This is a genomic window from Pseudomonas sp. P65(2024) (assembly GCF_057480955.1).
The window spans coordinates 276,355-296,103 of sequence record NZ_JBLIYX010000003.1; the positions used below are offsets into that span (position 1 = coordinate 276,355).

A 19,749-nucleotide genomic window follows, 5' to 3' on the forward strand; every position below is an offset into this window, starting at 1 on the left:
TGGTGTTGAGTCGAACGTTCTGAGGAGGTATGCCAAATGAGTACGTTGAAAGAAGGTGCGTCGATGGATGGGCGGGTGTTTTGGCCATCCATTGCAGTGATACTTGGCGTCACCGTTCCGCTTATTGCATTTCCCGAGGCTGGAAATGCAGTGATCAATCAAATGTTTGCGTTTGCCACCGGAAAGTTTGGCTGGCTCTACTTGGTTTCAGGCCTGATGACGGTCGCGTTTCTGCTGTGGATGGCGTTCGGGCGCTATGGAAATATACGCCTTGGACGAAAGAGCGATGCGCCAGAATTTTCCTACTTCAGTTGGGTCGCCATGATTTTTTGTGGCGGTATCGGCATCGCCATTGTCAACTGGGCCTGGGTTGAGCCGATTTATTATTTCAACGGCCCTCCTTTGAATGTCGCGGCTCACAGTCGGGAAGCGGCAGAGTGGGCGTTGACTTACGGACAGTTCCATTGGGGCCTGACCCCGTGGGCATTCTATTGCCTGCCAGCCTTGCCGATTGCCTATTCGATGTATGTACGGCGCCAGCCAGGGGTGAGATTGTCCGTGGCTGCCCGTGGTGTGCTGGGTGAGAAGTCCAACGGGTGGCTGGGCCTTACACTGGATACGGTGGTGGTGTTCGGGATCGTGGGTGGCGTGGGCACCTCCCTCGGCCTGGCCGTTCCGCTGGTTTCGACCTTGGCGGGCGACATCTTCGGTATTCAGCAGTCCTTCGCATTCGACATGGGGGTCCTGGCACTCTGGACACTGATGTTCGGCATGAGTGTGTGGTTCGGGCTGAGCAAAGGGATCAAGATACTCAGTGATATCAACGTCTACCTGGCGTTTGCACTGCTGTTGTTCGCGGCCGTCGTGGGTCCCACGCTGCTGCTGATCAATGGCTGGGCAAACAGCTTGGGCCTGATGATCAATAATTTCATTCACATGAGCTTGTGGACGGATCCGGTTGCTAAGGGTTCGTTCCCTCAGGACTGGACAATCTTCTATTGGGCCTGGTGGATTGCCTATGCACCCATGATGGGCTTGTTCGTCGCCCGAATTTCCCGGGGGCGAACGATCAAGGAACTGATTCTGGCCGAGCTTGTGTGGGGCAGCCTGGGGTGCTGGGTATTCTTCGCAGTCTGGGGCGGGTACTCACTTAATCTGCAACTCAGTGGTGAGTTGGACATCAGCGCTATCTTGACCGCGCAAGGTATCCCTGCGGCGGTGCTCGCCATTTTGAAAACCATGCCCTATTCGGGTATTGCTATTGCAGCGTTCGTGCTCCTTTGCTTTGTGTTCCTGGCGACAACGCTTGATTCGGCGGCCTATGTGCTTGCTTCGGTGACATCGAAAGAACTCAGTGGTTATGAGGAGCCTCAGCGCTGGCTGCGAATTGTATGGGCGCTGTTGCTGGCGGTCATCGGCATCGGGCTTCTCAAGGTGGGCGGGTTGAAGGCTGTGCAAACATCTACCATCGTCGTCGCACTGCCATTGATTCCCGTACTTGGCGTACTGGCTTGGTCACTGCTTCGCATGATTCGTGCAGATCTTGGGCATGCACTAGGAACGACCGAAGTTGTTTTGGACGACGCGCTGACGCTTGACAAGACTCCTGAAATGGACATGCGACAGACTGCTGATACTGTTTTGATTACGATACACCCAGAGGCTAGATAGCAAGGTTTCTATTTTTCTGCTTACTAGGAAGAACTCAGAATTTTCTGGGCTCTTCCTTTCCACCCAGCGTATGTATGCCGGACTCTAAGAATTCTGTTAACAGCAGCGGAACGCTATCGAACGGCTATTTGGTTGGTTGAAGGAGCTCCGCCGCCTGGGTACACGCTATTGCAAGCTAGCGGAAGGCTTCGTAGTGATAATTATGTTGGCTTGCTGGCGGCGGTGTTTACGACATTACTTTTCGTACAGCGCATAACAAGCGTGCGCGAAGCCCCTAAAGACTTTCAGGGTCGCCGAAGAACATTTGGACAGGTCTCTAGCGCGGGTTTTGCGGGTAGAAAAATCAGAAATTTACCCCCAAAAATACCCGCGATACCCCCAGTAGAATGCGCGATCGAGAATGGCGATTTCTGACAACTTTCGTACAGGCGCTCGCTGGACTTCAGTGTACCTCCACGGTTGAGTGGTCGAAGACGGGACAAGGCGGAATTCCTATTGGAATGCATTTCACGAAGGGCTGCTATCGACCCTTTGCAGCTGTTCGGGGTATCTACGAAACCGAGGTCGATTCAGTTTGTACAAATCATCCGAGCTCACTGATATTCTCGTCTGGCTTGACACGAAGACTGAGTGCATCGATCTGCCCACAAGCAATGGCCATACCGACAAGCGCTGGCAAGCTCTCGGCCTGCATTCGTTTCATCACGCGGCTTCGATAGAGATCGATGGTCTTGGTGCTGACATCGAGGTGTTCGGCAATCTCCCGGTTGCTGAACCCCTGCACCAGCGGGATGAAGACATCCTGCTCTCGCGGGGTGAGGGCGTTGATGCGCTCCTGAACCGAGGCAAGCTCCGTCATGCCAGCCAGTGAGCTCCCTGCTTGCTGCAGCGCTGCCTGAACGCTGTCCAGCAACAGTTGATCGTTGTAGGGCTTTTCGATGAAGTCGCAGGCACCGGATTTGAATGCGCGCACGACAATCGGCACATCGGCATGGGCGCTGACAAAGATGACCGGGGTCTTGATATCACGTTTTTGCAGCGCTTCCTGTACAGCCAGCCCACCCATGCCAGGCATGCGCACATCAAGCAGTACACAAGCCGGCCCGCTCAGGTCTGCCGCATCCAGAAAGGCCTGGCCGTTCGTGAAAGGCACGGCCTCGAGGCCTACCGACTCCAGCAGCCAGACCGTCGAGTCGAGCATGCCCTGATCATCGTCGATCACATAAACCCTTGGCTTCATCGCCGGTTGTCGCTCCTGAGGTTATTGGTCGGCAGGCGGCAGCACAGCACCAGACCACCTGACTCATAGGCACGCGCATGCAGGTTGCCACCAAAGCCTTCGACAATACTTCGGCTCATCGACAGGCCAAGCCCAAGCCCCTCGGGCTTGCTGGTGATAAACGGGGTGAAGATCTCATCGAGGCGTTCAGCAGGGACACCGCATCCCTGATCTGCCACTTCGATCTGCAGCCAATCGCCTTGGCGCTCTGCCGTGAGAAATATACGTGATGGTTGGCTGGAATGCTGCTCACGATTGGCCTCGATGGCGTTGCGCAGAAGGTTGAGCAGGACCTGCTCCAGCAGTACCCGGTCGGCGTTCACCCTCGGCAACTGCCCGCCCAGGCGTTGCTCGATACGCACCTGCGCGCCAGCCGCTTCCCAGGCGCACAGGCGCATGGCTTCCTCGATCACTTCGCCAATCTCCAGTGCCTGCAGCTGGCGTGGACCCTTGCGCAGGAAGGCGCGCAGGCGACGGATAACCTCGGCGGCATGGGTGGCCTGGGCGTTGATGCGCTGTAGCCCCTGCTCGACCCGGTCCCGCGCCTGGGGATCGTGCTCCAGGTTGCTCAGGTAGCGCAGGCTGGCATTGCTGTAGTTGAGCACCGCGGCCAGTGGCTGGTTGATCTCGTGGGCGATACCCGAGGCCAGCTCGCCCAGGGTGGCGACCCGGGCGCTGTGGGCCAGGGTTTCCTGGGCCTCGATGCGCAGAGTGATGTCGCGGGACACGGCGACGATCTCCACCACGGCGCCGGTGTAGGTCTCGCGGATCGCCCTGCAGGCGATTTCGAACCAGCGATAGCGGCCATCGGCATGCCGCACGCGACAGGTCATGGTGTGGTAGCCGTCCGCGTCCAGCGCGGTGCCGGCCTGCAGCAAGGCCTGGAGGCGCTCGCCCGGGTGCAGAAGACCACGCACGAGGCTGCCGCGCAGTTGTTCGGGCCACAGCCCGAGCAGGCGGAACGCGGCAGGGGTGGCATCGAGAAAGCGTCCGTCCGGGCTGTGCCGCGAGATCAGGTCGGTGGTGTTCTCGGTGATCAGCCGGTACAGCCTTCGCGCGCGACTGGCTTCGCGCTCGCCACCGCGTTCGGCGCTGGCGTCGCGGCAGCGCGCCAGTACCTGTTGGTGTTGGTCATCGGGAATGAAGGTCCAGAGCAGGATGCGCCCGTTGGCCTCGGCCTCGACCTCGCTGATGGCCCGGCCTTGCTTCAGGCTGGCGCGTACCAGCTCGACATGGTTGGCGGGCAGCCATTGCGCCAGGGGCGGCCCCTGGCGAACCAAGGCCTCGCAGGCAGGATTGAGCTGCACGGGGCTGGCGTCAGCGGCCAGCAGCAGGCTGGGTTGTGGGTCCAGGGCGAGCAGGGGAGAGCAGGTGGCGATCACGATAAAAGGCTCTTTTATAGTAGTTTTACCATATTGCTATAGTCGATCTTCCAGATACGATAGCGGTTCGCGTAAAAAAGCGACAGGGAGGAAAACGCCTCCCACACCCTGATCAGAGCTAACAATCAGCCACCGGGGGCTTGCGCACAGCGCGCGCCTGCCTCCACTACAGGACCCGCGCATGTCGATATTCTCCCAGGGCCTGATGCCCGCACCGGTCAACCACGTCGCCCTGACGCCACTCAGCTTCATCGAACGCACCGCCGCAGTGTATGGCCAGTACCCGGCCGTGATCCATGGCGCCATCCGCCGCGACTGGGCCGCAACCTATGCCCGTTGCCGGCGCCTGGCCAGTGCCCTGCAGGGCCGTGGCGTGGGTCGCGGCGACACGGTGGCGGTGATGTTGCCGAACATTCCCGCCATGCTCGAAGCGCACTTCGGCGTGCCGATGATCGGCGCCGTGCTCAACACCCTCAACGTTCGCCTGGACGCCGAGGCCATTGCCTTCATGCTGCGTCATGGTGAGGCCAAGGTGCTGATCGGTGATCGCGAGTTCCACGGCGTCATCAAGGACGCCCTGGCCTTGCTCGAACACCCACCTCTGGTGATTGATGTGGACGACCCGGAATATGGCGAAGGCCAGCCGGTCAGCGACCTGGACTACGAGGCCCTGCTGGCCGAAGGCGACCCCGAGTTCGCCTGGGAATGGCCCGAGGACGAATGGCAGGCGATCTCGCTCAACTACACCTCCGGCACCACCGGCAACCCCAAGGGCGTGGTCTATCACCACCGTGGCGCCTACCTCAACGCCATCGGCAACCAGATGACCTGGGCCATGGGCCACCGCCCGGTGTACCTGTGGACCCTGCCGATGTTCCACTGCAACGGTTGGTGCTACCCCTGGACCATTACCGCCCTGGCCGGCACCCATGTGTTCCTGCGCCGGGTCGATCCGCAGAAAATCCTCACCCTGATTCGCGAGCACCGGGTCAGCCACCTGTGCGGCGCACCGATCGTGCTCAACGCCTTGGTCAACATGCCCGAGAGCGCCAAGGCCGCCATCGAGCACCCGGTTCAGGCGATGGTTGCCGGCGCGGCGCCACCGGCCAAGGTGATCGGCGCGGTTGAGGAGATGGGCATTCACATCACTCACACCTATGGTCTGACCGAGGTTTACGGCCCGGTGACGGTGTGCGCCTGGCACGCGCAATGGGATGCCTTGACCCTGGAAGAGCGGGCGCGGATCAAGTCGCGCCAGGGCGTGCGCTACCCGACCCTGGACGGCCTGATGGTCGCCGACCCGCAGACCTTGGAACCGGTGCCGCGCGACGGCAATACCCTGGGCGAGATCTTCATGCGCGGCAATACGGTGATGAAGGGGTACCTGAAGAATCCCGAGGCCACCGCCGAGGCCTTCCGCGGCGGCTGGTTCCACACCGGTGACCTGGCGGTGTGGCATGCCGACGGCTACGTCGAGATCAAGGATCGACTCAAGGACATCATCATTTCCGGCGGCGAAAACATCTCCACCATCGAGGTCGAGGACGTCCTGTACAAGCATCCCGCCGTGCTCGAGGCCGCGGTGGTCGCCCGCCCCGACGAGAAATGGGGCGAGACGCCCTGCGCCTTCGTCACCCTCAAGAACGGCCACGGTGCCACCCGCGAAGGCGAGATCGTCGCCTGGTGTCGCGAACACCTGGCTGGCTTCAAGATGCCCAAGACCGTGGTGTTTGGCGAATTGCCCAAGACCAGTACCGGCAAGATCCAGAAGTACGTGCTGCGCGACCGCGCCCGGGCGCTCTGAGCGTTCAGCCACAGCGGCCAGTGCGGCCGCATCGCCGGCTTGCCGGCGATGAGGCCGGGCCTGCCAACTCAAAACCCAAAGCCTAACCGCGAGCCTGAGATGACCACCTACACCGCCCCCCTGCGTGACATGCGCTTCATTCTCAAGGACGTCTTCCACGGCCCTGCCTTGTGGGCCCATCTGCCGGCCCTGGCTGAGCGGGTCGACGCCGACACCGCCGACGCCATCCTCGAAGAAGCCGCCAGGCTAACCGGCCAGCTGATCGCCCCGCTCAGCCGCAACGGCGATGAACAGGGCGTGCAGTTCGCCAACGGCCAGGTGCGCACCCCCGACGGTTTCCGCGAGGCCTGGCGCACCTACCGCGAAGGCGGCTGGGTGGGCCTGGGCGGCAACCCCGAGCACGGCGGCATGGGCATGCCGAAGATGCTCGGCGTGCTGTTCGAGGAGATGATGTACGCCGCCGACAGCAGCTTCAGCCTGTACTCGGCCCTCACCGCCGGCAGTTGCCTGGCCATCGACGCCCATGCCAGCGCGAGGCTCAAGGCCACCTTCCTGCCGCCGCTGTACGCAGGCCGCTGGGCCGGCACCATGTGCCTGACCGAACCCCAAGCCGGCACCGACCTGGGCCTGATCCGCAGTCGCGCCGAACCCCAGGCCGACGGCAGCTACCGCATCAGCGGCAGCAAGATCTTCATCACTGGCGGTGAGCAGGACCTTACCGAGAACATCGTCCACCTGGTGCTGGCGCGGCTGCCGGATGCGCCGGTCGGGCCCAAGGGCATTTCGCTGTTCCTGGTGCCCAAGTACCTGGTGAACGACGACGGCAGCCTGGGGGCGCGCAATCCGGCCCACTGTGGCTCGATCGAGCACAAGATGGGCATCAAGGCCTCGGCCACCTGCGTGATGAACTTCGACCAGGCCGAGGGTTACCTGGTCGGTGAGTCGAACAAGGGCCTGGCCGCGATGTTTACCATGATGAACTACGAGCGGCTGTCCATTGGCATCCAGGGCATCGGCTGCGCCGAGGCCTCTTACCAGAGCGCTGCGGGCTATGCCAACGAGCGTCTGCAGAGCCGCTCGGCGGCCGGTGTGCAAGCCCCAGAGCGCAGCGCCGACCCGATCATCGTGCATGGCGATGTGCGGCGCATGCTGCTGACTATGCGCACCCTCACCGAGGGCGGCCGCGCCTTCGCCGTGTATGTCGGCCAGCAGTTGGACATCGCCCGCTACGCCGAGGATGCCGGCGAGCGCGAACGGGCGCAGCGCCAGGTAGCGTTGCTCACGCCAGTGGCCAAGGCGTTCTTCACCGACAATGGCCTGGAGAGCTGCGTGCTCGGCCAGCAGGTGTTCGGCGGCCACGGCTATATTCGCGAGTGGGGCCAGGAGCAGCGAGTGCGGGACGTGCGCATCGCGCAGATCTACGAGGGCACCAACGGCATCCAGGCGCTCGACCTGCTCGGGCGCAAGGTGCTGGCCGACGGCCGCCAGGCCTTGGCTGGCCTGGCAGCGGAAATCCGTGCCTGGTGCGTCGATGCTCCGCTGCACCGGGAAGCGCTGTTGGCAGCACTGGTGCGCCTGGAGCGCGTCAGCCAATGGCTGCAGGTACAGGCAAGTGACGAACCGAACCTGGTCAACGCCTCGGCGGTGGAGTACCTGCACCTGTTCGGCCTGACCGCCTACGCCTACATGTGGGCGCGCATGGCCAACACCGCGCAGGCGCTGCAGGCCGAGGATCCGGCTTTCCATGGCGCCAAGCTGGCGTGCGCGGAGTTCTTTTTCCAGCGGTTGTTGCCTCGTACCCAGGCTCTGGAGGACAGCATCAAAGCGGGTAGCCAGAGCTTGTATAAAATGTCGCCCGAGCAGTTCTGAGGCGTGCTTGGAGTGGAAATTGCCAGCGTCCGGGTTGCCCTGAGGCAGGGCGACCCGGACGCTGGCAGTGCGACTTAGAACGCCGTAACGGGCAAGGCCATGATACTGCTGGCGCCATTGATGATCGTGTCATGCTGGCCGTGGATTGCTCTTGTCTAGGTGCCGCGTCTTGCTGACCACGTAGCGCCAGTCGGCGCTGATCAGATCGACATCCTCCCAGCGCATTTTGACAAGTTCGCCCGGGCGCACTGGCAGCATCACCAGCAGGCGCATTGCGGTGGTCACGCTGCTCGCATCTAGTTCATCCAGGCGCAACAGGAACTGACCCAAATCTGCCGGTCGTTCGATCGCTGGATTGCTGGTGACTACGTGGCGGATCTTGAGCTCCTCGGTGTTGCTCAGCGCCACGTTGCGTTCCACCCAGCCCCTGCCTTCAGCGAAGCCGAGTACGGCGCGAATGATGGTGCGAACGCGCTTGGCCATGGCCATCGTCCGAGCACGGCGCAGCGTATTGATGATCGAAGTGATGTGTTCAAGTCTGATCTCGGTGACTGGTTTTTCGCCGATGGCCGGCAAGATGTGATTGCGCAGTGCGCCGCGAAACCCTGCAATGGACTTGCTGACCAAATCCGGAGATTTGAAATTCATCCACTCTTCGGCCACGTAGGCAAACGTACGCGCCTCGTTGAGCCATTGTGCCTCGATCTTGGCTTTTTTTGCTTTGAGTGGGTCGATGTGATTGGCCACGCTATTGCGCGCTGTCCGGGCGAGCTCACGGGCTTCCTTCAAGCCCACATCCGGATACCTGCCGATCACGAATACGTTTTCCTTGCCGCGAAGACGGTACTTCAGTCGCCAGTGCCGGGAGGGTGACTTGCCAGGCTTGAGCGAGGCAAGCACCTGTAGATACAGACCCGGTACGTCGCCATCGGCGTACTTTCCTGGTGTGGTCAGCGAACGGATGAAGGCATCGCTGAGCTTTGGAAGGAAAGGAGGTGGTTTGTCGGGGGGCATGGTGTGGGGATATCTTTTTTAATCTGGGCTTGATGTACCCCCGAGATACCCCCAGTCAAGCTGGAATTGAGTGGATTCTGACGGATGGCTATGGATGGAGAATATTTCTAACTATATGAATTTAAAGGCTTTATGGCGCTTGGGGGAACTCGGTCAGAGACTGTCGGGGTCGCCGAAAAACATCTGAATCCGCGAGCGTAACCACCGTTCCGCCGGGTCATTGTCCTGCGCCCCGCGCCAGGCCATGTGCAGCTCGAAGCTGCGCACCTCCAGCGGCAGGTCTTCCGCGCGCAACCCACCCGCCGCGGTCAGCGCATCGGCGGTGTAGTCCGGCACCGTGGCGACGATATCGGTCCCCGCCAGCAAACTCCCCAATCCGTTGAACTGCGGCACCGCCAGCACCACATGACGCTTGCGGCCGATCTCGTCCAGCGCCTCGTCGATGAACCCCGAGAGGTCGCCGGCGAATGACACCAGGGCATGGGGGCGGGCGCAGAAGTCATCCAGGGTGATGCTGCCGGGCATGCTGTCGGCGCGTAGCAGCTTGGGCATGCTGCGGCGCAGCACCTTGCGCTTGGCGTTGGCGGGGAGTTCACTGGTGTAGCTCACGCCCACCGAGATCTCGCCCGAGGCCAGCAGGGTGGGCATCAGCAGGTAGTTGACCCGGCGCACCACCAGGACGATGCCGGGGGCTTCGGCGCGGATGCGCTTGAGCAGCTGCGGCAGCAGGGCGAATTCGGCGTCGTCCGACAGACCGATGCGGAACACCGCGTTGCTGGTCGCCGGGTCGAACTCGGCGGCGCGGCTGACGGCGGTGGAGATCGAGTCCAGCGCCGGCGACAGCAGGGCGAAGATTTCGTGGGCCCGTGCCGACGGTTCCATGCTGCGGCCGGTGCGCACGAACAGCGGGTCGTCAAACAGGTTGCGCAGGCGCGAAAGCGCGGCGCTGATCGCCGGCTGGCCGAGGAACAGTTTCTCGGCGGCGCGGGTAACGCTGCGTTCGTGCATGAGCGTTTCGAACACGATCAACAGGTTGAGGTCTACGCGACGCAAGTCGTTACGATTCATTCGATGCGGCTCGCCAGAAGTGGGGCAGGGGTGAATCTTAAGGCCAAAGGCTGGTACCCTGCACCGATTTCCGGGTGCCAATGCACAGATTTGTCAGGGGCCCAATCAATGACAGGCATGTCGACTATTAACAGCCACTGATGGTCCAACCGTGAAAGCCCGGATAAAGTCCGTGGTAATACGAGATTCACACAGGCGAGGTATGCGATGTCCCGCATGATCCGTTTCCACAAGTTCGGCCAGGCCGATGTGCTCCGATGCGAGGAGCAGGCCGAACCGTCCCCGGCTGCCGGCGAGGTGCAGATCCGCGTCGAGGCGATCGGCGTCAGCTGGTACGACGTGCTCTGGCGGCAGAACCTGGCGCCGTCCCAGGCGCGGCTGCCGGCCGGTATCGGCCATGAGATGGCCGGCGTGGTCACCGCGGTGGGCGAGGGTGTGGACGATATCGCGGTGGGCGACCGGGTCGCCAGCTTCCCGGCCACCAGCGCCAACGACCACCCGGTTTACGGCGACGTGATCGTCCTCCCGCGCAGCGCCATCACCCGTTACCCGGATGTGCTGACCCCGATTGAGGCCAGCGTGCACTACACGCCCCTGCTGATCGCCTATTTCGCCTACGTCGACCTGGCCCGGGCCAAGGCCGGGCAGACCGCGCTGGTCACCGATGCCAGCCACTGCGCGGGGCCGGCCTTCGTGCAACTGGGCAAGGCCCTGGGGTTGAAGGTGATCGCCGCCACCAAGGAGCCCGAGCAGCGCGAGTACCTGCTGGGGCTGGGCGCGGACAAGGTGATCGTCACCGAGGAACAGGACCTGCTGATGCAGATCGGCAAGTACACCGATGGGCGTGGCGTGGACATGGTCCTTGACGGCATGGGTGGCCCACAGATGTCACTGCTCGGCGATGTCCTGGCACCGCGTGGCAGCCTGGTGCTGTACGGCCTGCAGGGCGGCAACCAGACGCCGTTCCCGGCCTGCGCGGCGTTCCAGAAAAACATCCAGTTCCATGTGCACTGCATCGGCAACTTCACCGGCAAGCCGGAGCTGGGCATCGCCCAGGACCAGGTGGCCCTGCAGCGTGCGTTGCGCGACATCAACCAGTTCACCGCCGACCAACTGCTGACGCCGCAGATCATCAAGGTGTATCCGTTCGAGCAGGTGGTCGAGGCGCACCGGCACATGGACGAGTGTCCGTGTGGTGGGCGGGTGGTGCTGGACATGGGGGCGCACTGATCGGGCGATGAAGAAGCTCTCAGGATATTCACGCTCCCGCAGGGGAGCGTGCAGCCTGCAGGGCTGAGACATCAGCCAGTTTTTGCTAAATGTCCTACTGGGGTTTGGGAGGTTTCCTTCAAGCTCGGTTTGCTATTCATCTGCCAGAATCGGACTTCAACTCGAAGCCGTCAGGGAGATGGAGCGATAGCATGACCGAGACTCACGACCAAGCCATGCATTATGTCTACCAGCAAGTCCTGCAGCGCCTGCTGGAGCACATGACCCAGGCCCAGCGCGCCTCGGTGCAGCTGCTGGTCCAGCGATTGCTGGTCGTCGCCGGCGGCCAGGAATACGTCGGTAACGTCCGGGTGCTGGTGCTGCACGGCGTTGACCGACGCAGCGCGCACCTGCTGGCCTGCCTGCGCGCCGCGCAGTTGAGCATCGCCCTGCGCCATGGTGCCACCTTCCGCCTGCGGGTGCTGGCGGCCCGTTTGCCAACCCTCGACGACACCGCCCTTGCCCTTCACGACCGCTGTTTCAGCGCGCTGTTCCTGCACGACGACCCGCGGGTAGAGCTACTGCGTGCGGATGGCGGGCGGCTCGGCCTGTTCGGCGCTCGCCAGGCCTGCTCGGCCGAACAACTGACCGAGACGGGCAACGCCTGGCTGCTGTTCGGTCATCTGGTCGGCGGTCAGCCGGACGCGCTGCTCGGTGCCAGGGGTTACCTGGAGCTGGCTAACGGCTTGGGCCAGGCACTGATGGAGGAGGCCGGCGAGCAGATCCTGATCAGCGCCGAGCCGTTCGCCCAACGCCATCGCCTGCTGGCCTGGGGGCGGCGCTGCCTGCGCCATACCGTGGAAGTGGCCCACGCCCTGACGCCCCACAATGTGCTGGCAGCGGGCCTCGAGCAGTTAGGCAAGGTGCTGGCCGATCCCTGGCAACCGCCGACTTCACCCGTGCTGCGCCAGCCTGGCGGCGAGCCGCGGCTGGTGATGGTTGAGGACCTGTTGCGCCACCCGGACGACGGTGAGCTGCTGGACCGCATGCTCGGCCGGCAGGACGCCATGGGCAGGCACGCCCAGGGGCCGTCAGGGCTGTTCGATCCCTTGCCGTTGGCCCACCTGCATGGGCTCAAGGCGCAGTACCTGAATCAGCGCAGCTATCGCGAAGGCACGCAGGCGTTCTTCCAGCGTTTTGGCCAACCGTCGGTTGCCTGGCCACAGGGGCGGGCCTTGCGCAGCGAGGCACAGGCACGCCTGGCTGGCGCCTATGACGTGAACGAGGCGCAACTGGTCTGCCAGCTGTTCACCCCGTTCGAGGCGCAGGGGCACAACTTAGAGACCTTTGTGCTGCGCTGTCATCCAGGGATGCGTGTCGCGCTGCCGTATCTGCACCGCGCCTTGCAGGGGCTCCCTTGCCCGGAACCGGTTAGCCAGTGGCTGGTTGAAACCAGTGGCCTGCAGCTCACGCAACTGCGGGGGGTGTATGCTGGCACGCTCAGCCTCCACGCCCGGCGCCTGTTCCAGCTGTTGGGCCGGCGCGATCAGTGGTTGCGGCCCCTGTCAGCCAGCCCGAGCGGCGGCTTTGCGCCATTGCGCGCGGTCGATTAGTCCTGTTGTCGTGGCGAGCACGAGTACTGATCGCGTGACCGTCGATCCAGCGCGCTTGCCCACGACTGCGGTCTGTATGTATAACCAGTGCTTGTTCATCACACCCGACTTGCACCGTGATCGCCCACTCCGTCGATGATCCCCTGTACTACCTGCACAACTTTCGCCAGGTCCTGAGCTGGGTCGGGCAGCGTTATGCCGACCTGCTGGACCGCGATGAGCATGGATTCATCCAGGTTTTCAGCCAACTGCCGGTACCCAGCCAGGCTGTGCTGGTGCGCATGGTCATGCGCAAGGGCGAGCTGTTTCGCAGCGACAAGCTCGCCTATGCCGAGATCGGAGAAACCGAGGCGGCTCTGGCGCCGTTGCAGGTGCTGGGCTGGGTGGTCGACGATGCGCCAGTGACGGTGGAGCAACTGTGGGCGTTGCTGCGCAAGGACGAGCTGGCGACATGCTTCGCAGGGCGGCTTCCCCGCCCGCGCGCTGGCAAGGGCGACTTGCTGGAGCAGTTGCAGGCCCTGGGCTTGCCGGCAGGCCCGCTGACCCAGTGGTGTCCCGGTTTCCCGGTGCGGATCCTGCACTGGCGCCGACAGCCGTTGTGCGACCGTCTGCGCCTGCTGTTCTTCGGCAACCTCTACCAGAGCTGGTCGGACTTCGTGCTGGCCGACCTGGGCGTGTTCCGCTATGAACAGGTGGCGTTCAGCGACGACTCGCGGGCCTTGCGCCAGCGCTCCGAGGTCGATCTGGCCATCGCCCTGCACCAGTGTGCCGAGCGCCTGGAGCAGGGCGCCGCGCCTGCCGAGCTGCTCGCGGCGCTGGACGGATTCGACGACAGCAACCCCTGGCTGGCCAGGCGCCGGGCGCGCCTGCTGTTCAGCCTCGGCCAGCAATGCGAGCGCCTGGGGGACTGGGACTTGGCACTGGGGATCTACGCCGAGTGCGCGCACCCCGAGGCACGTATCCGCCAGGTCCGGGTCTACGAGCGCAGCGAGCAATGGCCGCAGGCTCACGCTTTGGCCCAGCATATGGCCCTGGCACCCGCCAACGCCCTGGAGCGTCAGGCCCTGGAACGCCTGCTGCCACGTCTGGTGCGCAAGCTGGGTGGTCCGGCACAGCCGCGCCGGCGCAGCGAGGCGGTGATGCTGATCGAACTGGAACTGCCGACGGAACTTGCGTCACAGGGAGTGGAAGAGGCGGTGCGTCAGCACCTGGAGCAGGAAGGCGGCAGTGTTCACTATGTCGAGAACTCCCTGTTCAACAGCCTGTTCGGCCTGCTGTGCTGGGAGGCGGTCTTCGCCCCGGTGCCGGGGGCGTTCTTCCACCCGTTCCAGAGCGGGCCTCAGGACTTGCACGACGTCGACTTCCAGCAGCGCCGCGCGGCGCTGTTCGACGTCTGCCTCGGGCGCCTGGACGATGGCAGTCATCGCCAGGCCATCCTTGACTGCTTCCAGGCCAAGAAGGGCCTGCAGTCGCCTTTCGTGTTCTGGCAGATGCTCGATGAGGCGCTGCTCGAACAGGCACTCGACTACCTGCCGCCCGCGCACCTGAAGGCCTGCTTCCTGCGCCTGCTGCAGGATATCCGCGCCAACCGCGCCGGCATGCCTGACCTGATCCAGTTCTGGCCGGGGCAGGGCGGTTACCGCATGGTTGAGGTCAAGGGGCCGGGCGATCGCCTGCAGGACAACCAACTGCGCTGGCTCGAGTTCTGCCATGCCCACGGTCTGCCGGTCGCGGTGTGCCATGTGCGCTGGAAGGGGGGCGTATCGGTATGAGCTACACCGTGGCCGTGCGCGCACTGTGTGAGTTCAGCGCCAAGGTCGGCGACCTCGACCTGCGTTTCACCCCGTCGCCCACCGCCCAGGAGGGCATCGCCGGGCACCGTCGGGTGGTGGCGCGGCGCGCCGCTGGTTATGAGTCGGAGGTGGCGCTGGAGGGCGAGTACCAGGGGCTGCGGGTACGCGGCCGCGCCGATGGCTACGACCCGGCGCGCAACCGTCTGGAGGAAATCAAGACCCACCGCGGCGACCTGGCCCGGCAGCCCGACAACCATCGTCAACTGCACTGGGCCCAGGCCAAGGTCTACGCCTGGTTGCTGTGCCAGGCCCGGCAGTTGCCGGCGATCGATGTGGCGCTGGTCTATCTCGATGTCGACAGTGATGGCCAGACGCTGATCAGCGAGGGTTATCAAGCCGATGACCTGAAGCGCTTCTTCGAGACCCAGTGCCAGCGTTTTTTGGCCTGGGCGCAGGCGCAAGAGCAGCGGCTGAGCGAGCGGGACCGGGACCTTGGCGCGTTGACATTTCCCTATCCCGAATTCAGGCAGGGCCAGCGCCAACTGGCCGAGACGCTGTACAAGGCCGTGAGCACCGGCCGCTGTCTGATGGCCCAGGCCAGCACCGGTATCGGCAAGACCCTCGGCACCCTGTTTCCGCTGCTCAAGGCCGTGGTGCCGCAGCAGTTGGACAAGCTCTACTTTCTCACCGCCAAGACCCCGGGCCGGGCCCTGGCCCTCGATGCACTGCGCCAGATCACCCGGGCGTCGCCGCAGCCGGCGCTGCGCAGCCTCGAACTGATCGCCCGCGACAAGGCCTGCGAGCACCCCGAGAACGCCTGCCATGGTGAGTCCTGCCCCTTGGCGCGGGGCTTCTACGAGCGGCTGCCGGCCGCCCGCGAAGCCGCCGCCCAGGTGCCGCTGCTCGACCGCGCCAACCTGCGCGAGGTGGCCCTGGCGCATCAGGTCTGCCCCTATTACCTGGCCCAGGAAATGGCGCGCTGGGTCGACCTGCTGGTGGCCGACTACAACTACTACTTCGACGCTCATGCCCTGCTGTTCGGCCTGGCCCAGGCCAACCAATGGCGCACGGCGGTGCTGGTGGACGAGGCGCACAACCTGGTGGAGCGGGGACGGCAGATGTACAGTGCCAGCCTTGACCAGGGCCAGTTGCTGGCACTGCGCCAGAGCAAGCCGGCCGGACTCGGCAGTGCCCTCGACCGACTCAACCGGCAGTGGAACGCGCTGTACAAGGCCCAGGTGGCGCCGTATCAAGCCAGCGAACAACTGCCGGACGCCTTCCTGCGTGCCCTGCAGCAATGCATCGGGCTGATCCAGGAACGCATGAACCAGGCGCCCGCCGAGGTCGAGCCCAAGGTGCTGGAGTTCTTCTTCCAGGCCCTGCAGTTCAGCCGCATCGCCGAGCTGTTCGATGAGCACTTCCTGTTCGATATCAGCCCGCGCAACGGCCCACGGGGGCGGTGCCTGGCCACGTTGTGCCTGCGCAACGTGGTGCCGGCGCGGCTGCTGGGGCCGCGCATGAGCGCGGCGCGCAGCGTCACGCTGTTTTCCGCCACGCTCAATCCGCGGCACTTCTACAGCGACCTGCTGGGCATGCCCGCCGACACGGCCTGGCTGGAGGTCGCCGCGCCGTTCCGCGCCGAGCAGTTGCAGGTGCACATCGTCAGCGAGGTGTCCACCCGCTACCAGCAGCGCCAGGCGTCGCTTGCGCCGATTGTCGAACTCATCGCCGCCCAGTTCACCCGCCAGCCGGGCAACTACCTGGCCTTTTTCAGCAGTTTCGAATACCTGGAGCAGGTGGCGCGACTGCTGGCCGAGCGCTATCCGGTACTGCCGATCTGGTGCCAAGAGCCCGGCATGGACGAGGCCGGGCGCGAGGCTTTCCTGGCGCGGTTCGTGGAGCACGGGCAGGGGGTGGGCTTCGCCGTGCTCGGCGGCGCCTTCGGCGAGGGCGTGGACCTGCCCGGCACGCGCCTGATCGGCGCCTTCGTCGCCACCCTCGGGCTGCCCCAGGTCAACCCGGTCAACGAGCAGTTCAAGCAGCGCCTGGGCCGCCAGTTCGGCGCCGGTTTCGACTACGCGTACCTGTACCCGGGCGTGCGCAAGGTGATCCAGGCCGCCGGCCGGGTGATCCGCGGCGACCAGGACCGTGGCGTGCTGATGCTGATCGACGAACGCTTCGCCGAGCCCCGGGTGCGGCAGATGTTCCCCAGCTGGTGGCAACTGGGGTGAACGCCGCCATCGCCTGGCGCTGAAACTCCCAGTACACTGCGCGTTCCAACACCTACTTCTGTTGATTTCGAGGTTCCGCATGACGCTCAGTCCTTTGGCAGGCAAGCCGGCTCCGGCAAGCGTGCTGGTCGATATTCCCCGCCTGTTGACCGCCTACTACACCGGCCGTCCCGACGCCGCGGTTGCGGCCCAGCGCGTGGCCTTCGGCACCTCGGGCCACCGCGGCACGTCGTTCGATCTGAGCTTCAACGAGTACCACGTGCTGGCGATCACCCAGGCTATCTGCCTGTATCGCCAGGAAAAGGGCATCGATGGCCCACTGTTCATCGGCGCCGACACCCACGCGCTGTCGGCGCCGGCCGCGGCCAGCGCCCTGGAAGTGCTGGCCGCCAACGGCGTGCAGGTGATGCTGAGCCAGGATGACGAGTACACCCCGACCCCGGCGGTGTCCCACGCTATCCTCTGCTACAACCGTGGCCGCCAGCAGGGCCTCGCCGACGGCATCGTCATCACACCGTCGCACAACCCGCCGCAGAGCGGCGGCTTCAAGTACAACCCGCCCAACGGCGGCCCGGCCGACAGCGACGTGACCAAGTGGATCGAGGCCAAGGCCAACGAGCTGCTGGCGGCGAACCTGGCCGGTGTCAAGCGCATGGACTACAAGCAGGCGCTGGCGGCACCCACCACCCAGCGTCACGACTACGTCAGCAGCTACGTCGCCGACCTGGAAAACGTCATCGACTTCGAGGTAATCCGTGGCGCCAACTTGCGCCTGGGCGTCGATCCACTGGGCGGCGCCGGGGTGCGCTACTGGTCGGCCATCGCCGAGCGCTACCAGCTGAACCTGGAAGTGGTGAACACCGAGGTCGACCCGACCTTCCGCTTCATGACCGTCGACTGGGACGGCCAGATCCGCATGGACCCATCCTCGCCGTACGCCATGCAGGGCCTGATCGGCCTGCGCGAGCGCTTCGACGTGGCTTTCGCCTGCGACCCCGACCACGACCGTCACGGCATCGTCACTGCCGATGGCCTGCTGCAACCGAACAACTACCTGGCCGTGGCCATCGACTACCTGTACCGCAACCGCCCGCAATGGCGCAGCGACGCGGCCGTGGGCAAGACCGTGGTCTCCAGTGGCCTGATCGACCGGGTCACCGCCGCGCTGGGCCGTGACCTGTACGAAGTGCCGGTGGGCTTCAAGTTCTTCGCCCAGGGCCTGTTCGACGGCTCGCTGGGCTTTGGCGGCGAAGAGAGCGCCGGCGCCTCGTTCCTGCGCAAGGACGGCAGCGTCTGGGCCACCGACAAGGACGGCCTGATCCCGGCGCTGCTGGCGGCCGAAATGACCGCCCGCACTGGGCGCAACCCGAGCCAGATCTACGCCGACCTCACCGCCAAGCTGGGCAAGCCGTACGCCACCCGTGTCGAGGCCAAGGCCGATGCACGGCAGAAGGCGCTGCTGAGCAAGCTGGCGCCGGAGCAGGTCAAGTCCACCGAGCTGGCTGGCGAACCGATCCAGCAGATCCTCAGCCATGCGCCGGGCAACAACCAGGCCATCGGCGGCCTGAAGGTGATGACCGAGAACGGCTGGTTCGCCGCCCGTCCTTCGGGCACCGAGGACATCTACAAGATCTACGCCGAGAGCTTCATCGACGAGGCGCACCTTAAGCGCTTGGTGGCCGAAGCCCAGGTGCTGGTGGACGCGGCGATCGCCTGATCGTCCGTTGAAGCCAATCGCGGGGCAAGCCCGCTCCCACAAGGCCCATGTACGTTGGCCTTGTGGGAGCGCGCTTGCCCCGCGATGCCTTTGATTGTTCCGTTTGTGGAACGAGCAGTGCTGTTTTTGCTGCCTACCGAATCATTAGTCTCATCTGTAAGGTGATAGCCATCAAACAGGAGGCTTCTCATGAAAAACATCCAGGGTATCCACCGCAGCCCCCACGCTCACTGGGTGGGCGACGGCTTCCCGGTGCGCAGCCTGTTCACCTACGACCACCAGGCCCGGCACATCAGCCCGTTTCTGCTGCTGGACTACGCCGGCCCCCACGACTTCACCCCGACCACGGCCAGGCGTGGCGTCGGCCAGCATCCGCATCGCGGCTTCGAGACGGTGACCATCGTCTACCAGGGCGAACTGGAGCACCGTGACTCCACCGGCGCCGGCGGCCTGATCGGTCCGGGCGATGTGCAATGGATGACCGCCGGGGGCGGCATCATCCACGAGGAGTTCCATTCCCCGGCCTTTGCCCGTAGTGGCGGCACCCTGGAGATGGTGCAACTGTGGGTCAACCTGCCGGCCAAGGACAAGCGTGCCGCGGCGGGTTACCAGACGCTGTTGGCCAACGACATTCCCGTGGTGGCGCTGGCAGGCGAGGCGGGCAGCCTGCGGGTGATTGCCGGACGCTACCTGAATCATCAGGGGCCGGCGCGCACCTTCACCGAGATGGACGTCTGGGACCTGCGGCTGAAGGCCGGCGCGACACTGCAACTGCCCTTGGCCGCCGGGCGCAATGCCGCGCTGGTGGTGCTGCGCGGCAACCTGCGGGTCAACGACGAGCGCGAGGCCGGCCCGGCCAGCCTGGTGCTGCTGGAGCGCGATGGCAGCGATGTGCGCCTCGAGGCGCTGGAGGAGGTCAGCGTGCTGCTGCTCAGCGGCGAGCCGATCGACGAACCCATCGTTGGCTACGGGCCGTTCGTGATGAACAGCCAGGCGGAAATCGCCGAGTCGTTCGATGATTTCCAGGCCGGGCGGTTCGGGCAGATGGGCGGCGTCGAGCGCGGCGCCCGACAATAACAAAGCGTTGACTCCAATCGCC

General features: G+C 64.3%; 12 protein-coding genes and 2 pseudogenes. 10 read left to right on the plus strand and 4 right to left on the minus strand.

Annotated features, from left to right (window positions below; all coding sequences use genetic code 11):
• The first annotated feature begins 36 nt into the window (after positions 1 to 36).
• On the plus strand, positions 37 to 1,671 hold the full coding sequence (locus tag AC25MA_RS06680) for a BCCT family transporter (protein ID WP_486971896.1): 1,635 nt from the start codon (positions 37 to 39) through the stop codon (positions 1,669 to 1,671).
• Positions 1,672 to 1,771: 100 nt separating this feature from the next.
• Positions 1,772 to 1,927 (plus strand): annotated as a pseudogene (locus tag AC25MA_RS06685) (transposase); the annotation flags it as partial.
• Positions 1,928 to 2,254: 327 nt separating this feature from the next.
• Here AC25MA_RS06685 and AC25MA_RS06690 read toward each other — a convergent pair.
• Both AC25MA_RS06690 and AC25MA_RS06695 read right to left on the minus strand, forming a co-directional pair.
• Positions 2,255 to 2,911 carry a response regulator transcription factor gene (locus AC25MA_RS06690; protein ID WP_062364360.1) on the minus strand — a complete coding sequence of 219 codons (657 nt, stop codon included), beginning with the start codon at positions 2,909 to 2,911 and terminating at the stop codon, positions 2,255 to 2,257.
• A complete protein-coding gene (locus AC25MA_RS06695) occupies positions 2,908 to 4,332 on the minus strand; it encodes a sensor histidine kinase (RefSeq protein WP_036985830.1) in 1,425 nt (474 codons plus the stop codon). Before AC25MA_RS06695 ends, AC25MA_RS06690 begins: the two co-directional genes overlap by 4 nt.
• A 181-nt stretch (positions 4,333 to 4,513) precedes the next feature.
• Between AC25MA_RS06695 and AC25MA_RS06700 the strand changes: the two genes are divergently transcribed.
• Together AC25MA_RS06700 and AC25MA_RS06705 are read left to right on the plus strand one after the other, a co-directional pair.
• Positions 4,514 to 6,136, plus strand: a complete 1,623-nt coding sequence (locus tag AC25MA_RS06700; RefSeq protein ID WP_062364358.1) for an acyl-CoA synthetase — start codon at positions 4,514 to 4,516, stop codon at positions 6,134 to 6,136.
• Positions 6,137 to 6,235: 99 nt separating this feature from the next.
• Positions 6,236 to 8,005, plus strand: coding sequence for an acyl-CoA dehydrogenase C-terminal domain-containing protein (locus AC25MA_RS06705; RefSeq protein WP_028689349.1), 1,770 nt, complete (start codon positions 6,236 to 6,238; stop codon positions 8,003 to 8,005).
• 147 nt (positions 8,006 to 8,152) lie between these two features.
• On the opposite strand, the pseudogene AC25MA_RS06710 reads toward AC25MA_RS06705, so the two are convergent.
• Both AC25MA_RS06710 and AC25MA_RS06715 read right to left on the minus strand, forming a co-directional pair.
• Positions 8,153 to 9,019: pseudogene (locus tag AC25MA_RS06710) on the minus strand (tyrosine-type recombinase/integrase); the annotation flags it as partial.
• A 153-nt stretch (positions 9,020 to 9,172) separates the two neighbouring features.
• Complete coding sequence (locus AC25MA_RS06715; RefSeq protein ID WP_028689350.1) at positions 9,173 to 10,087, minus strand: LysR family transcriptional regulator; 915 nt, start codon at positions 10,085 to 10,087, stop codon at positions 9,173 to 9,175.
• Between the two features lie 207 nt (positions 10,088 to 10,294).
• On the opposite strand from AC25MA_RS06715, the gene AC25MA_RS06720 reads away from it, so the two are divergent.
• From AC25MA_RS06720 to AC25MA_RS06745, 6 genes are all read left to right on the plus strand, one after another.
• Entirely contained in the window at positions 10,295 to 11,317 is a 1,023-nt protein-coding gene (locus tag AC25MA_RS06720; protein WP_062573758.1) for a zinc-dependent alcohol dehydrogenase family protein, read from the plus strand.
• Between the two features lie 191 nt (positions 11,318 to 11,508).
• The gene (locus tag AC25MA_RS06725) at positions 11,509 to 12,909 is read left to right on the plus strand and encodes a hypothetical protein (RefSeq protein WP_028689352.1); all 1,401 of its coding nucleotides are present in this window, start codon (positions 11,509 to 11,511) and stop codon (positions 12,907 to 12,909) included.
• Between the two features lie 116 nt (positions 12,910 to 13,025).
• The gene (locus AC25MA_RS06730; RefSeq protein ID WP_486971897.1) at positions 13,026 to 14,681 is read left to right on the plus strand and encodes a VRR-NUC domain-containing protein; all 1,656 of its coding nucleotides are present in this window, start codon (positions 13,026 to 13,028) and stop codon (positions 14,679 to 14,681) included.
• A complete protein-coding gene (locus AC25MA_RS06735; protein WP_486971898.1) occupies positions 14,678 to 16,933 on the plus strand; it encodes a helicase C-terminal domain-containing protein in 2,256 nt (751 codons plus the stop codon). The genes AC25MA_RS06730 and AC25MA_RS06735 overlap by 4 nt, the downstream gene beginning before the upstream one ends.
• A 79-nt stretch (positions 16,934 to 17,012) precedes the next feature.
• The gene (gene pgm, locus AC25MA_RS06740; RefSeq protein WP_062364347.1) at positions 17,013 to 18,650 is read left to right on the plus strand and encodes a phosphoglucomutase (alpha-D-glucose-1,6-bisphosphate-dependent); all 1,638 of its coding nucleotides are present in this window, start codon (positions 17,013 to 17,015) and stop codon (positions 18,648 to 18,650) included.
• Positions 18,651 to 18,839: 189 nt separating this feature from the next.
• Positions 18,840 to 19,727 carry a pirin family protein gene (locus tag AC25MA_RS06745; protein ID WP_486971899.1) on the plus strand — a complete coding sequence of 296 codons (888 nt, stop codon included), beginning with the start codon at positions 18,840 to 18,842 and terminating at the stop codon, positions 19,725 to 19,727.
• The last annotated feature ends 22 nt before the right edge of the window (positions 19,728 to 19,749 follow it).

Coding starts and splice junctions, on each gene's coding strand:
- AC25MA_RS06680 (WP_486971896.1), top strand. CDS start 37: ATGAGTACGTTGAAAGAAGGTGCGTCGATGGATGGGCGGGTGTTTTGG.
- AC25MA_RS06690 (WP_062364360.1), bottom strand. CDS start 2,911: ATGAAGCCAAGGGTTTATGTGATCGACGATGATCAGGGCATGCTCGAC.
- AC25MA_RS06700 (WP_062364358.1), top strand. CDS start 4,514: ATGTCGATATTCTCCCAGGGCCTGATGCCCGCACCGGTCAACCACGTC.
- AC25MA_RS06705 (WP_028689349.1), top strand. CDS start 6,236: ATGACCACCTACACCGCCCCCCTGCGTGACATGCGCTTCATTCTCAAG.
- AC25MA_RS06715 (WP_028689350.1), bottom strand. CDS start 10,087: ATGAATCGTAACGACTTGCGTCGCGTAGACCTCAACCTGTTGATCGTG.
- AC25MA_RS06720 (WP_062573758.1), top strand. CDS start 10,295: ATGTCCCGCATGATCCGTTTCCACAAGTTCGGCCAGGCCGATGTGCTC.
- AC25MA_RS06725 (WP_028689352.1), top strand. CDS start 11,509: ATGACCGAGACTCACGACCAAGCCATGCATTATGTCTACCAGCAAGTC.
- AC25MA_RS06735 (WP_486971898.1), top strand. CDS start 14,678: ATGAGCTACACCGTGGCCGTGCGCGCACTGTGTGAGTTCAGCGCCAAG.
- pgm (WP_062364347.1), top strand. CDS start 17,013: ATGACGCTCAGTCCTTTGGCAGGCAAGCCGGCTCCGGCAAGCGTGCTG.
- AC25MA_RS06745 (WP_486971899.1), top strand. CDS start 18,840: ATGAAAAACATCCAGGGTATCCACCGCAGCCCCCACGCTCACTGGGTG.